This window comes from Micromonospora sp. NPDC048843, from assembly GCF_040649965.1.
Classification (GTDB): domain Bacteria; phylum Actinomycetota; class Actinomycetes; order Mycobacteriales; family Micromonosporaceae; genus Micromonospora; species Micromonospora hortensis.
In genome coordinates this window covers 1-13,924 of sequence record NZ_JBEZGJ010000187.1, presented here as the reverse complement: position 1 = coordinate 13,924, position 13,924 = coordinate 1, and the positions used below count along the sequence as shown (strand labels likewise).

At 70.9% G+C, this 13,924-nt stretch carries 14 protein-coding genes; 3 read left to right on the top strand and 11 right to left on the bottom strand.

Annotated features, from left to right (window positions below):
- Positions 1-91: 91 nt before the first annotated feature.
- The 9 genes from AB0C20_RS30515 to AB0C20_RS30475 all read right to left on the bottom strand — a co-directional run bounded on the left by AB0C20_RS30515 (position 92) and on the right by AB0C20_RS30475 (position 8,424).
- Complete coding sequence (locus AB0C20_RS30515; protein ID WP_357178254.1) at positions 92-1,378, bottom strand: ricin-type beta-trefoil lectin domain protein; 1,287 nt, start codon at positions 1,376-1,378, stop codon at positions 92-94.
- 119 nt (positions 1,379-1,497) lie between these two features.
- Positions 1,498-2,850, bottom strand: a complete 1,353-nt coding sequence (locus AB0C20_RS30510) for a ricin-type beta-trefoil lectin domain protein (protein WP_357569248.1) — start codon at positions 2,848-2,850, stop codon at positions 1,498-1,500.
- Between the two features lie 372 nt (positions 2,851-3,222).
- Positions 3,223-3,810 carry a DM13 domain-containing protein gene (locus AB0C20_RS30505; protein WP_357178251.1) on the bottom strand — a complete coding sequence of 196 codons (588 nt, stop codon included), beginning with the start codon at positions 3,808-3,810 and terminating at the stop codon, positions 3,223-3,225.
- Between the two features lie 78 nt (positions 3,811-3,888).
- Entirely contained in the window at positions 3,889-4,728 is an 840-nt protein-coding gene (locus tag AB0C20_RS30500; RefSeq protein WP_357177432.1) for an S-methyl-5'-thioadenosine phosphorylase, read from the bottom strand.
- A gap of 46 nt (positions 4,729-4,774) precedes the next feature.
- Positions 4,775-5,200, bottom strand: a complete 426-nt coding sequence (locus tag AB0C20_RS30495) for a hypothetical protein (protein ID WP_357569247.1) — start codon at positions 5,198-5,200, stop codon at positions 4,775-4,777.
- A complete protein-coding gene (locus AB0C20_RS30490) occupies positions 5,197-6,363 on the bottom strand; it encodes a molybdopterin-dependent oxidoreductase (protein ID WP_357177428.1) in 1,167 nt (388 codons plus the stop codon). The genes AB0C20_RS30495 and AB0C20_RS30490 overlap by 4 nt, the downstream gene beginning before the upstream one ends.
- Positions 6,360-6,947 (bottom strand): class I SAM-dependent methyltransferase, encoded by a 588-nt coding sequence (locus tag AB0C20_RS30485; protein ID WP_357178248.1) that lies wholly within the window; start codon positions 6,945-6,947, stop codon positions 6,360-6,362. Before AB0C20_RS30485 ends, AB0C20_RS30490 begins: the two co-directional genes overlap by 4 nt.
- A 122-nt stretch (positions 6,948-7,069) precedes the next feature.
- The gene (locus AB0C20_RS30480) at positions 7,070-7,750 is read right to left on the bottom strand and encodes a DUF2064 domain-containing protein (RefSeq protein ID WP_357569246.1); all 681 of its coding nucleotides are present in this window, start codon (positions 7,748-7,750) and stop codon (positions 7,070-7,072) included.
- The gene (locus AB0C20_RS30475) at positions 7,747-8,424 is read right to left on the bottom strand and encodes a glycosyltransferase family 2 protein (RefSeq protein ID WP_357177423.1); all 678 of its coding nucleotides are present in this window, start codon (positions 8,422-8,424) and stop codon (positions 7,747-7,749) included. The genes AB0C20_RS30480 and AB0C20_RS30475 overlap by 4 nt, the downstream gene beginning before the upstream one ends.
- Before the next feature lie 147 nt (positions 8,425-8,571).
- On the opposite strand from AB0C20_RS30475, the gene AB0C20_RS30470 reads away from it, so the two are divergent.
- Positions 8,572-9,936: a hypothetical protein gene (locus AB0C20_RS30470; protein ID WP_357569245.1), complete on the top strand. Its 1,365-nt coding sequence runs from the start codon at positions 8,572-8,574 to the stop codon at positions 9,934-9,936.
- Here AB0C20_RS30470 and AB0C20_RS30465 read toward each other — a convergent pair.
- Positions 9,908-10,987, bottom strand: coding sequence for an NAD-dependent epimerase/dehydratase family protein (locus tag AB0C20_RS30465; RefSeq protein ID WP_357177419.1), 1,080 nt, complete (start codon positions 10,985-10,987; stop codon positions 9,908-9,910). The genes AB0C20_RS30470 and AB0C20_RS30465 overlap by 29 nt on opposite strands.
- A gap of 159 nt (positions 10,988-11,146) precedes the next feature.
- Between AB0C20_RS30465 and AB0C20_RS30460 the strand changes: the two genes are divergently transcribed.
- Positions 11,147-11,842, top strand: a complete 696-nt coding sequence (locus AB0C20_RS30460) for a response regulator transcription factor (RefSeq protein WP_357177417.1) — start codon at positions 11,147-11,149, stop codon at positions 11,840-11,842.
- Positions 11,835-12,851, top strand: a complete 1,017-nt coding sequence (locus AB0C20_RS30455) for an ATP-binding protein (RefSeq protein WP_330438012.1) — start codon at positions 11,835-11,837, stop codon at positions 12,849-12,851. The genes AB0C20_RS30460 and AB0C20_RS30455 overlap by 8 nt, the downstream gene beginning before the upstream one ends.
- A 72-nt stretch (positions 12,852-12,923) precedes the next feature.
- Here the strand turns inward: AB0C20_RS30455 and AB0C20_RS30450 are convergent, their stop codons facing one another.
- Positions 12,924-13,742 carry a hypothetical protein gene (locus AB0C20_RS30450; protein WP_357177414.1) on the bottom strand — a complete coding sequence of 273 codons (819 nt, stop codon included), beginning with the start codon at positions 13,740-13,742 and terminating at the stop codon, positions 12,924-12,926.
- Between the last annotated feature and the right edge of the window lie 182 nt (positions 13,743-13,924).

The following is a 13,924-nucleotide window of genomic DNA, read 5'->3' as shown; positions in this document are numbered from 1 at the left end:
CGAGTCGTCTAACGCCACGGCGGCATGTCGCGGCCGGAAGCCGGCCATCATCCGCTAGCGGCGCGTCTCCGACATGGCGGGTGGCGCGGTACTAGGCGCGCCTGGCCCACTGCTGGTTGGCGCCGCCGTGGCAGGCCCAGAGGTGAAGCTGCGTCCCGTTGGCCGTGCCGGAGGCGATGGCGTCGAGGCACAGCCCGGACTGGGCGCTGGTGATGGTGCCGTTGGAGTTCAGGTTCCACTGTTGGTTGGCCTGGCCGTTGCAGTCCCAGATGAGGACCGCTGTGCCGTTGCTGGTGCCCGCGCCACTGGCGTCCAGGCACTTGTTGCCGTAGACGGTCAGGGTGCGGTTGGCGGTGTGGGTCCAGCGCTGGTTGGTGCCACCGTGACAGTCCCACAGTTGCGGGCGGGCGCCGTTGGCGGTGCTGGAGTTGGGGATGTCGATACAGCGGCCGGACGGGCTCCCCACGATCTGCACGTTCTGCTGGCCGGGCGGCGGGGTCGTCGGCGGGGGAGTGGTGGGCGGCACGTCCGACCCGAACTGGGTGAAGAACCGCCACACCTCCTGCTTGACCCAGCTTCGCGCGCCGCTCTCACAGCCGGCGCACCCGTCCACCGGGCCCTGCTGGTGGCCGCCGTCGAACGCTGCCCAGAGCACCGGGTATCCGGGCTGGCAGGAGTACGCGGTGGTGATGTGGGTCAGGCTGCCTGCCCTCGGCTCGGGCGGGCTCTGTGCGGCACATCCGTTGTTGCGGACGAACCTGTCGCGCAGCGACCGTCCACTGGGAATGTTGTCGTTGATGCCGTGAATGCCCAGGTACGCCACGGGCTGGGTGCCGCCGCTGCATCCGCTGATCGCCCCCGGCGCCGCGATTGCCGCGACCGCCCGGAACACCGTCGGCCGGGAACACGCCAACGAGTAGCTCATCGCGCCGCCGTAGCTGAACCCGACCGAGAAGCGTTGGGTGGTGTCGACGCAGAGAGCGTTGTCGATCATGCGGATCATGTCGTCGGTGAAGGTGACGTCCTCACCGTTGGAGTTTCCCCAACCGTTGTTGAGGCCCTGCGGGGCGACGAAGATGGTGCTGTTGTTCGACTGCGAGAGCATGCCGTAGTAGGCCCACGAGGCTCCGTCAGAGCCCCCGCCCGCGACCTGGCTGGCGGTGCCGCCCAACCAGTGGAACCCGAAGGCCAGCCGGTGGGCGTAGGTGTTGTTGTAGTTGTCCGGCAGCCGAAGGATGAAGCTGCGGCTTTTTCCGCTGCTCTGGATGGTGTGGGTGCCGCTGTTCAGCCCGGGCGCCTTGCCGCAGCCGGCAGTGGTGGCCGCGGCCGCCGGTGCGACGGTCGTGAGGACGTACGTTCCGACGGCGATCAGAACCATGACCGCCATGGCTGCCCCCAGCCAGGGGGCGGAGAGTTTGCGAAGTGGCACTGTTGAGCCTCCTTGTGGGTGGTTGAACATCCGTTGGGCCGGTCCCCTCTGCGGGAACCTCGCCGGGCTCAGCTCCGGCTCCATCGTTGGTTGGCCGCGCCGGTGCAGTCCCAGATCTGGACGCGCGTGCCGTTGGCCGTGCCGTTGCCGACCATGTCCAGGCACCGGCCCGAACCAACTCCGGTGATCGAGCCGTCGGTGTTGAGCCGCCACTTCTGGTTGGACTGGCCGTTGCAGTCCCAAATGATCACCGAGCTGCCGTTCGCGGTGCCGGCGCCGTTGACGTCGAGGCACTTGCCACTGAAGACGCGCAGTTCCTGGGCGGCGGTCGAGGTCCAGCTCTGGTTGCTCTGGCCGTGACAGTCCCAGATGATCGCCGCCGCGCCGTTGGTCTGCGAGGCGCCGTTGACGTCGAGGCACCGTCCGGAGGACGTGCTGCGCAGGGCCGACGTGCCGCTCGGTGGCGGGGTGGTCGGTGGTGGCGTCGTCGGGTCGGTGCTGCCACCGAACTGGGTGAAGAACCTCCACACCTCACCCTTGGTCCAGGTCCTGGCGCCGCTGTCCCCGCCGCCGTCCACCGGTCCGGGCGTGTGCCCGCCGTCGAAGGCGGCCCAGACCACCGGATAGCCGGACCGGCAGCCGGAGTAGGTGGTGGTGATGTGGGTCAGGCTGCCCGCCCTCGGCTCGGGTGGGCTCTGTGCGGTGCACCCGTTGTTCCGCACGAACGTGTCGCGCAGGGACCGTCCGGCGGCGACGTTGAGCACCGAGTCTCCGATGCCATGGATCCCCATGTACGCGACCGGCTGGGTGCCGCCGCCGCACCCGCTGAGCTGCCCCCCGGAGTAGACGGCGACAGCGCGGAAGACGCTTGGCCGGGAGCAGGCCAGCGAGTAGCTCATGCCGCCGCCGTAGCTGAAGCCGAGGGCGAAGCGTTGCGTGGTCTCGACGCAGAGGTCTGCCTCGATCACCCTGATCATGTCGTCGACGAAGGTGACGTCCTGGCCACCGGGGTTGGCCCAGCCGTTGCCGTTGCCCTGGGGGGCGACGAAGATGGTGCTGTTGTTCGCCTGCTGCCGCAGCCCGTAGTAGGACCAGGCCGCCCCGTCGGACCCGCCGCCGTCGACGTCGTTCGCGGTGCCGCCGTTCCAGTGGAATCCGAAGATCAAGCGGTAGGCGTGGTTCCTGTCGTAGTTGTCAGGAATCCTCAGGATGAAACTACGGTTCTGGCCACTGCTCTGGATGGACCGTTGCCCGCTGGTCAACGTGGGCGCCTTGCCGCACCCGGCGGTCGCTGCGGCCGCTCCGATGTCCGCGGCCGACGCGGTGGTGCTCGCACCACCGGCCAGTGCCCCCGCGCTCACTGTCACGACGACGGCCGCCGCCGTCGCAAGCAGTCCAAGGATGGGTCTACGTCTTGTCATGAAGGGGCTCCCGCCACTCGGCACGGACTTGTTGAAAGCGGTCCACGGCAACCCGTACGCCGCCACGACGCGCCGCCGAGGGCCACCCTCGTCGACTACGTTCGACGCGGACGAACTCCAGAAGACGCGATGTGCCGGCGGCGCCCGGCCGGTCGTCGACGCAGGTTTCCGCCACTGGTCTCGCCGCCCACGCAGGACCAGTCGGTCGTCGAATCGACTGTGGCCACACCGTGTGCCCGAACACCACGCGACCGTTCGCCCGACGGTGCCTGAGCACCTGACTCGGCGTCGAATCGATTCGCTCCGACGCTAGATCGCGCAGTGAAAGATGTCAATGCTATGTCCGGCAGGTTGCGACTCCGGGTGGGCCGCTCAGGCCCTCGTGAGATCTGCCGCACCGAAGGAGACCGCGAACCGCTTGCACCAGATGGAGACGCTGCGGAAGTCGCCCGGCTCCACCGACGCCGGTAGCTCGTACACCTGGTTGCCCCTGTTGCCCTTGAGCTTCGCCAGCTCGACCCATTCACCGTCGTCGAACACCCGCCAGCCGGCCGTGCCCCGGATGACCGGCTGGTCGGTCAGCCACACCCGCAGGTCCGGACCGTTGGACGTGTTCAGGTCCCGGATGACGAGCTGGTGACGCCCGTCGGCGAGCCGATGGATCTCGGCACTGCCGGTCGTCCGGTGCTCATGGGTGACGAACTCGCCGGCGGTCAGGATCTCGTTCGCCGCTGGGGTGGGCGCCGAGGTCGCGGGGGCCGGCGTCGAGGACTCCGCGGTCGAGGACTCCGGGGTCGCGGACGCCGGGATCGGCGCCGCCGATGTCGTCCCTACGCGGGGAATCGCTTCGTCGACGTAGGTGTCGGTGAACAGCTTCCACGGCTGGAACCAGTAGAGGCCGAGCATCGCCACGACGACAGCGGCTGCGAGACCGGCTCGGACCACCGGCGACCGGAACATCCGTTTTCTCACCCTCGCAGCGTACGACCGCAATCGCCGTCGAACTGTTCGCGAACCCTTTCGGAACTCTTACGACACTCACCGCCCGGTATCTGCCAGCGCCTGTCCGCACGGGCAGGTCCCCTGGTCCTCCGGCAACGTCTGCACTGCGTCGCCGAGAAGGAGCCGCAGGCGATCGATGTTGCGGGCGAAGACAGTGAACACCTCCTGCTGGGTCACGCCCTGACCAACCTCGACGCCCGAGTCGAGGTCGGTCACCAGCGACAGCGCGGTGTAACACAGTGCCAGTTCGCGGGCCAACACCGCCTCCGGGTGGCCGGTCATGCCGACGACCGACCAGCCCTGCTGGCCGTACCACAGCGATTCGGCGCGGGTGGAGAACCGGGGCCCTTCGATGACGACCATGGTCCCGCCGTCGACCGGCTGCCAACCGGCCGATCGGGCGGCGTCGAGGACGGTGGCCCGTCCGACCGGACAGTAGGGGTCGGCGAAGGGCACATGAACGACCTGGGTGGGCTTCCCGTCCGCGCGTGGCTGCCCGTCGTAGTAGGTCTGCTCCCGGCCGCTGGTCCGATCGACCAGTTGGTCCGGTACGACGAGCGTCCCCGGGCCCAGTTCCGGTCGCAGGCCACCCACGGCACCCGGTGCGAGCACCTGGCGAACGCCGAGCGCGCGTAGCGCCCACAGGTTGGCCCGGTAGTTGATCCGGTGTGGAGGGAGAGTGTGCCGGCGCCCGTGGCGCGGCAGGAACACCACCGGCCGCCCGGCGACACTCCCGACGGCCAGTGTGTCGCTCGGCGGTCCGTACGGTGTGTCGACGGTGACCTCGGCGACGTCGTCGAGAAACTCGTAGAACCCCGATCCGCCGATCACGGCGACCGGCGGGCGATTGGTCGTGCTGGCGTGTCCTGCTGACATGTGTAACCCCTCCTGGGCGAACAGTGAAAAGCGGCTGGGGGTCGACTCAGCGACGGTCGGCCCGTCGGTTCGCGACGCGTCGGTCGACAGTGGTGGCGACGACCAGGACGACCACTATCGCGGCCCAGAGGACAGCCAGCCCGACAGTGAGCCCCAGCGGGTAGTCACGGTCCGGTAGGCCCGGATTTGGAGGCGCCGAGGGTGGTCGCCACAGCAGGGGCACCGCGATCAGCACCAACGTGGCACTGGCCAGCAGACCCGCGGTGATCCAAGCCAGGCGCAACCGGTTCGTCACCAGTCGACCGAGCGCCAAACCGACCAGTCCGACCAGCGGTGCCACCAGGACGTCGTGCAGCACCGGGCCGCCGATCAGCCACGGCAGGGCGGTGCCGAACTGGGGGAGGAGCAACCAACCGCCGTACGCGGTGGCCGCGACGCCGACCACGAACAGGAGCAGTCGCGCGGTTCTCACCGCAGCACCTCCAGCCGGGCCACCCACTTGGTCTGCAGGACGCCCGGCCGGCTCGGCGCGATGAGTCGGCAGGGGAAACCGTGGTCGGGAGACAGCTGCTCGCCGTTGATCCGCAGGGCGAGCAGGGTCAGCGGGTCGCGGGCATGGGCCGCAGGAAGTGTGCTGGCCGCGTACAGGCCGTCGGTCTCCAGTGAGGTGACCCGAACCGGTCGGCCGGTCGGCGCGCCGGCCCAGCGGAGCAGCTGAACGACGGGCACGCCGGTCCAGTGGGCCGAGGCACTCCAGCCCTCGACGCAGGCGATCGGCAGTTCTGCCGTCCGTTGCGGCAGGGCCGCCAGGTCGGCCAGGGAAAGGCTGCCTCGCCCGCCCGACCAGACGACCTCCAGACGCCAGTCCGGGGGAACGACGATGCGCGCGGCAGCCGCCGTGCGGTTGATCGGTACGCCCTGCGGCCCGGACGCGGAACGCCACGCCAGCGGTGACACCCGACGTAGCCACGGCACGGTTACCCCGGCGGTGGCCAGCACGGCGATGCCGGCGACGCCCGCCGAGGTACGTAGGAACGCCCGTCGTCCGGACGAGTCCCGATCGTCAGGCCCCGGTGTCGCAGCCGGCACCGCTCTGCGGCGCCGCAGTGGCGTGCCCAGCGCCGCGCGGGCGACCGGGAGCTTCACCGCGACGTGCAGCAGCATCGCCCCGACCACCAGCCAGGCGACCGCGTAGTGCGCCGTCGGGAAGAAGAACCCCCACGGGTACGACTGGGCGACGTTGAACAGACCCGTGACCAGTTCGAAGAACGCGCCGCAGACCAGCACCAGGACGGAGACCCGTTCGAGGGCATGGGCGGACAACCGGATCGGCTGACGCAATGGCGGACGGGCAAACAGCCGGGGGTAGACGCTCCACAGCTTGGCCAGCAGCAACGGGATCGCCGCGACACCGGAGAGCACGTGAACGCCCTGGGTGACCCGGTACAGGTTGACCGGCCGGGTCGGCCAGGTGAACCAGCCCGGCGGGTGCTGGATGTAGTGACTGAGCAGCCCGGTGCCGAAACACAGCCCGAACGCCACCCCGAGCCAGAGGCCGAGCCGGGCGGTGACCAGCGGTGAGTGCGAGGGTGCTGTGAAGTCCTCGGGGGCGGGGACGCGTGGCCGGCGGATCATGAGCGGGCCAACTCGGCGAACCAGCGTGGACCGAACCGGAAACTGTCGACGACGCGCAGGCCGGCAGCGGTGGCGGCACGGGCCACCGCCTCCGCCCCGACCCGCGCCCAGCGGAACACCGGCCCCCGCAGCTCCCGATCGCCGGACGATCCGGACGCTACGTACGCCTGTCCCTGCCACAGCCCGGCCCCCGGGGGCTCCACCTCGACCAGCAGCGTTCCGTCGGCCGCGATCAGGGTGCCGCACCGGCGCAGCAGGCGGACCGGGTCGCCACCGATGCCGATGTTGCCGTCGACGAGCAGGGCGTGCGCCCACCTTCCCTCACCGGGAAGGGGTTCGAAGACGTCGCGTCGTAGAGCCACCACACCCCGGCCCTGGGTCAGACGTACCGCCTCGGCGGAGATGTCCACCCCCAGTGCGACGAGGCCGCGCTGGGCGAGTGCCCTGGTCAGCCGGCCGGGGCCGCACCCGAGATCGATAGTAGGGCCGGTGCAGCGTGCGGCGACGGACTCGATCGCCGGTTCGGGCGGCCCGTGCCAGCGCCGCACCGGCAACAGGTCACGTCGCCCGTCGTTGTGCACCAGCCAATGGTCGGGTGGGGTCGTAGGCCTCGGGCCGACCGGCGTGCCGTAGGCGTCGTGGCCGGCGGACCACCCGCCCAGTCCGCCCAGCACCACGTCGAAACCGTCGAGGCTGATCGTCGAGTTCACCGGGGGCGTCCGCTCAGCAGATGGCCGCCCACCGACGCGACGGCGTCCGCGAACCGGGTGCCGGGCAGTTCGGCCGCTACCGCCAGCGCCGCCGACCAGTCGTCGACATCCCGCAGCACGGGCAGGATCGCCGGGTCTACGCCGCGCCCGTGCAGCGCGGCGAGGGTGCGGTGCCCGGTGTCGTCTGTCGACATGGGTACGTCGCGCAATGCGCTGGCGTGCCTCGGATCGCGCAACCCGAGCGCCCACCAACCGCCGTCCAGCGCCGGCCCGAACACCGCCTCGTGTTCGGCGAGCCGGTCGAGCGCGGTGGTGAGCACTGCCGGCCGGATCTGCGGGGTGTCCATGCCGATCTGCAGCACCGGCCGGCCGGGAAATGCTGCGGCGGTGTCGGCGTGGGCGTTCGCGAGGCGGTCGGCGAACGTGCCGCCGCGCTGCGGAAGCAGGTGCCAGCCCGCCAACGCGGCGGTCAGCTCCGCGCCGAACTCGGCATCGGCGAACCGACCGGTGTGGGCCAACACGGGAATGGTCGAGGCGGTGGCGCGCACGGCCGCGAGGGTGTCCAACAGCGACGCCGCCGCGATCCGAGCCGCCTGGGTGGGATCGGCGGGCGGGCAGAGGCGCGTCTTTGCCAGCCCGGGGACCGGTGCCTTCGCGACCAGGAGCAGGACGTTCACCGGCCACCACCGGCGTCGGCGCGCAGCACTCCGGCGAAGTCCCGGGTCGCCCGCAGCGTGCCCCGGACCGACCCGGAGACCTTCGACCTGGTCCCGGCGGTGCGGGGCGCGTACGCGACGTCCAGTTCGAGGATCCGCCAGCCCGCTCCGGCCGCGCGCAGCAGCAACTCCAGGGGGTAGCCGAACGCGCGGTCGTTGACCCCGAGGCCCAGCAGCGCCGCCCGGCGGGCCACCCGGATCGGGCTGATGTCGTACACCGGCACGCCGCGACGCCGCAGCAGGGCCGCGACCACCGCGTTCCCGGCGCGAGCATGCCACGGCCAGGCATCCGCCGAGACCGGCAGACGGCGCCCAACGGCGATATCGGCCCGACCGTCGAGCACCGCCGAGACGAGCCTGGGCAACTCGGCCGGGTCGAACGAGCCGTCCGCGTCGAGCACGCAGACCAGATCCGCCTCCGCCGCCAGCAGGCCGGTGTGCACCGCCGCGCCGTACCCGCGTCGCGGCTCGTGGACGACCCGGGCCCCGTACTCGGCCGCGACGGCCGGCGAACCGTCGGTGGAGCCGTTGTCGACCACTATGGCGCGGTAGCCGGGCGGTAGTCCGCTCAGTACGGCAGGCAGTGCGGCCGCCTCGTCCAGACACGGCAGCACCACGTCGATCGTTGTGTGCATACCGGCGACGCTAGGCCCGCCACCGGCCGTCCGGACCGCGGTTTCTCCTTACGAATCGCTTACACGGCAACGGATCTTACGACTCGCTGACGTCTCACCGTCTGGCCGTCGAATGCCTGGTGGGAGGTCGTATCGTCGGCCGTCACCATGACCATGATGACCCGGCCGGGACGAACCCGGTCCGCCGACCTGATCGTCCTCGGCGCCGAGGTGGCACTGCTCGCCGTCGCCGTCGCCGTCGGCGCCCTGCTCAACCATCAGGGCGTGCGGCTGCACGCCGACGCGGCGCCGCTCTACGCGAGTTGGCAGCCCCATCTGGGGCCCGGCACCCCCGCCGCGCTTCTCGTCGCGGCGCTGTTCGTCTGGCGGGGCGTGCGCTGGGGAACCGACACGCCGTGGCCGCGGCTGCTGGCGGTCGGCTATCTCGCCTCGCTGCTCTGGACGCTGTCGCTGGCCCTGGTGGACGGCTGGTCCGCGGGGTTGACCGAGCGGCTCACAGTGCAGGCCGAGTACCTGCACGAGGTGCCCCGGGTGACGGACGTCGGCATCATGCTGTCCGGCTTCGCCGACCGGATTCTCGACTTCCAGCCCGATTCATGGTCCACCCACGCTGCCGCTCACCCACCGGGAGCGTTGCTGTTCTTCGTCTGGCTGGAGCGGATCGGCCTGGGCGGCGGGACCGCTGCCGGGCTCGCCTGCGTCCTGCTCGGCGCCACGGTCTCGGTGTCGGTTCCGGTGACGTTGCGGGCACTCGGCGCCGAGGACGCGGCCCGGGCGGTGTGGCCGTTCCTGGTGCTCCTCCCGGGGGCGGTCTGGGTGGGAGCGTCCGCGGACGGGATCTTCGCCGCGGTGGTCGCCGCCGGGCTGGCGCTGCTGGCGGTGGGTGGCCGACCAGGGGCCGCACTGGGCGGGCTGCTGCTCGGCTTCGCGCTCTACCTGTCGTACGGGTTCGTCCTGGTCGGGTTGCTCGCGCTGACAGTGGTGCTGCTCCGGGCGCGGGACCGCCTCGCCGTGTTCCTGGTCGCGGCGACGGCGGTCGCGGCCGTCGTCGCCGTGTTCACCGTCGCCGGCTTCTGGTGGCTGGACGGCTACCACCTGGTGGCACGTCGTTACTACCAGGGCTGGGCGGCGGAACGTCCGTACGGTTACTGGGTCTGGGCGAATCTCGCCGCAGTGCTGCTCTCGGCCGGCCCGGTGGTCGGGCCGGCGCTGCGGCGGGCGGTGGCCGCCGTGTCGATCCGAGCACCGCGCCCACCGCTCGCGACGGCCCTCCGACAGCGGATCGCCAGCGCCGGACCCACCGTGTGGCTGCCCCTCGCGGCGACGGCGGCGGTGCTCGCGGCGGACCTGTCCGGGCTGAGCAAGGCCGAGGTCGAGCGGATCTGGCTACCGTTCACCGTCTGGCTGCTGGTAGCCACCGCGCACCCGCCCCACTGTCACCGACGGTGGTGGTTGGCCGCCCAGGCCGCCACGGCTCTCGCCGTCAACCACCTACTGTGGACGGTGTCGTGACCGATGCCGGTTCCCGCATGACAGCGGTGGTGAAGTCGGCGATGCCGGCGGCGAAGCCGACCCGGGCGGTGAAACCGAGCACCCGGGTGGCGCGTGCCGGATCGGCCACGACGTGCCGTACGTCCGCCGCTCGCCCGCCCCCGACCGTGACCGGCGCTGGTCCGCCCATCGCCGACGCCAGCTCGTGGGCCAGCTCGCCGACGGTGTGCGGCTCACCCGAGCAGACGTTGATCGGGGTCAGGGGCTCCGGTGCCGGTGTCGTGAGGGCCAGCAGGTTGGCCCCGGCCACGTCGGTCACGTGCACGAAGTCCCGCCGTTGCCGGCCGTCTTCCAACACCCGGGGCGGTCGTCCGGCGGCCAGGGCCGACCGGAAGATCGACGCGACACCCGAATACGGGGTGTCGCGGGGCATTCGCGGACCGTAGACGTTGTGGTAGCGCAGGGCCCAGACCGACCCGCCGGTCTGTCGGGCCCAGGCACCAGCGAGGTGTTCCTGGGCCAACTTGGTGGCGGCGTACGTGCTGTGCGGCTCCAACGGCGCGTCCTCGGGCACGAGACCGGGGGAGAGCTCCCGGTCGCAGCGAGGGCAGGTCGGCTCGTACTGGCCCTCGGCCAGGTCGACGACCCGGCGGCCGGCAGGCCGGACGATCCCATGCGTGGGGCAGTGATAGCGGCCCTCGCCGTAGACCACCATCGAGCTGGCCAGCACCAGTCGGCGTACCCCGGCGGCGTGCATCGCCGCGAGGAGGGTGGCAGTGCCGAGGTCGTTGTGCGCGGCGTACCGGGGGGCGTCGGCGGGGTCGATGCCGTGGCCGACCATGGCTGCCTGATGGCAGACAGCGTCGACCCCGGCCAGTAGCCGGGTCAGCAGCTCGCTGTCGCGTACGTCGCCGACCACCAGGTCGTGCCGCTCGGTCCACTGCGGCGCCGTCGCAGCGTGCGCCTCGGGTAGGAGCGCGTCCACTGCCACCACCTCGTGCCCGTCGTCGGTGAGCAGGTCGGCGACGTGTGAGCCGATGAAGCCGGCCGCACCGGTGACAAGGATCCGCATTCCGGTCACCGTATGACAGCACGTACGCCTGCTCGGGTCTTCGCGCGCAGCCGTAAGAACCTCGCAAGGTTTGCTGGTACGGGCGGAGTCTGCCGCGTGGTTACGCTGGGCCGATGGACACCTGGGGGAGACGTTGACGGGGCGGGACGGGGACGGTCCGTGACACAGCGCGTGCTGGTGGTCGACGACGATCAGACCGTGAGTGACGTCATCCGTCGTTACCTCGAGAACGACGGCTTCCAGGTGAGCCTCGCGGCCGACGGTGCGGCGGCACTGGCGGCCGTGGAGCGGCAGGCGCCACACCTGGTAGTGCTCGACCTGATGCTGCCGCTGATCAACGGCCTGGAGGTGTGCCGGGCGCTGCGGGTACGGCCGGACGGCGTACCGATCGTCATGCTCACCGCGCGCGGTGACGAATCCGACCGCATCCTCGGGCTGCAGCTCGGCGCGGACGACTACCTGACCAAGCCCTTCTCACCCCGGGAGCTGGTGCTACGGGTCCGTTCGGTGCTCCGTCGCGCCGGCGCTGCGACGCCACCCGAGCGGCCCGAGGCGCTCACGGATGGCAACCTGGTGGTGCACACGGCCTCCCGAACCGCCCGCCTCGCCGGCGCGGATCTGGCCCTGACGCTGCGCGAATTCGACCTGCTCGTGCACCTCATGAGGCATCCGTCCCGGGTGTTCGGCCGGGCCGAGCTTCTGGAGCAGGTCTGGGGCTGGAACTTCGGGGACCACTCGACAGTGACAGTGCACGTACGCCGGCTGCGGGAGAAGATCGAGGCGAACCCGGCCGATCCGCGGCGGATCGTGACGGTCTGGGGCGTCGGCTACCGCTATGAGCCTGCCCATGCGTGACGTACTCCTGATCTTCGCGATCGCCCTCGGCGCGGCGCTCGGCATCGGGCTCGCCGGCGCGGTGCTGCTCCGCGCGCTCCGGCGCAGCTCGATCACCGTGCACCTCAACGTGCTGCTCACCACCACCGTGGTCGCCGTCGCCGTCGGGGTGATGGCGGTCGCGGAAGCGATGTTCCTCTCCGCGCACGACCTTGAGGTGGTCCTGATCACCGTCGCGGCGGCAGCGGTGGTCAGTCTCGCCGTCGGCGGGCACTTCGGCCGGCGGCTGGCCCGCGCCGCGGTGTGGCGCGACCAGGCCCGGGAGCGGGAGCGGCAACTGGAGAAGGGGCGGCGTGACCTTGTCGCCTGGGTCTCCCACGACCTGCGGACACCGCTCGCCGGGCTGCGGGCCATGGCGGAGGCGCTGGAGGACCGGGTGGTGCGTGATCCGGATACGGTCGACGAGTACCACAGACGCATCCGGCTGGAGACCGACCGGATGACCCGACTCGTCGATGACCTGTTCGAGCTGTCCCGGATCAACGCGGGAGCGTTGCGGTTGTCGTTGACGGCGGTGCCGCTCGGAGAGGTGGTCTCGGACGCGCTGGCCAGCACCATCCCGTTGGCCGACGCTCGCCGGATCACGTTGATCGCCAGCGAGTCGGGGTGGCCGACGGTCGCCGCGAGCGAACCGGAGCTGGCCCGGGTCGTGGCCAACCTGCTGCTCAACGCGGTCCGCTACACCCCTGAGGACGGCACCGTACGCATCGAAGCCGGCCGGGAGGACGACCACGCCTGGCTGTCGGTCGCCGACACCTGCGGCGGCATCCCGCCGGCCGACCTTCCCCGCCTGTTCGACATCGCGTTCCGCGGTGAACCGGCCCGCACGCCCGGCCCCGGTGACGGCGGGGCGTCCGGAGGGCTCGGCCTGGCCATCGTCCATGGCCTGGTGGAGGCGCACGGCGGTCGGGTCGAGGTGCGCAACACCTCCGACGGCTGCCAGTTCATGGTCCGTCTGGCGACCGCCTGAAGCGACGTTCGCTCGGAGTGGCGGGATGAAGCCGTCGGACTGCGGCCCCATCCCGTTGTCGGCGGGCGAGGATCAGGCGCCGCCGTGCCAGCCGGGCCATCGCCAACTGTGGACTGCGGGCCAGGTTGTCGCAAGGCCGGTGGAGAGCGCGCCGCCGAAGGCCACTGTCCCCTCATGGGACGCGTAGGCGACCCAGTCGTGATGCTCGTCGCTCCAGAGCCCTTCGGGACCGGTGTACCGCGGGGCAAAGATCTCGGCATCCAGCAGGCAGTCGGCGCCGTCCTCACTCAATTCGACCACCCGACGGCGGCCCAGCCTCCGCAGCACCCGGCGGACCTGGTCGACGCCGTCGTCCTCCCACATCGAGTCTCCGGTCAGCACGAGCACGTCGTGCGGAACATCGCCGGCCAACAGGGGGTGCCAGCAGCCGTCCTGCACACCCCATCGTTGCCGCAACGACGCGTGCCAGGCCGATGACTCCTCAGAGGTCAGCACACGCCGGTACGGAAGCGGGTCGACGCTGAGGTCGGGCTGTGCCAACCATCGCCGCACGTTCGCGGCGAAAAGCCGACGCTCGTCCGCGATGGCGTCTGCCGCAACCTCGTCCTGCGTTGACGTGGTGAACCGAGAGTTCGCGCTCTCGGCAGCGGCGAGGAGGACGTGGGTCATCACGTCAATGCCGGGGAGGTGGTCCGGGTCGAGGCGCTCAACCTCAATGAGGATGGCTGCGACCACGTTGTAGCGGGGGAAGATTCGCTTCGCCTCAGTGGTGTAGAGGTATCCATCGGCTTGGCGGCCGTCGTTGGGCAGTTGGCCGTACCCAGTCCGCAGCTCGTCGTACCTCTGCGTCAGGTAGCGCCGCGATGCCCAGTGCACGGTGTTGGATTCCACGCGGGCATCCTCTCCCACGAGGACGCAACTGTGCGTATGACCCCAGATTGGCTCGGGTGCGCTGGCGTACGTACCCCGGCATTCGTGGCCAGGGACAGCAGGGTGTTCGCGGCCGAGTGACCGGCGCCGACCACCAGAGTGTGCCGTCCGGCGAACCGGCCCCGGTCGGCGCCGAGGACGTC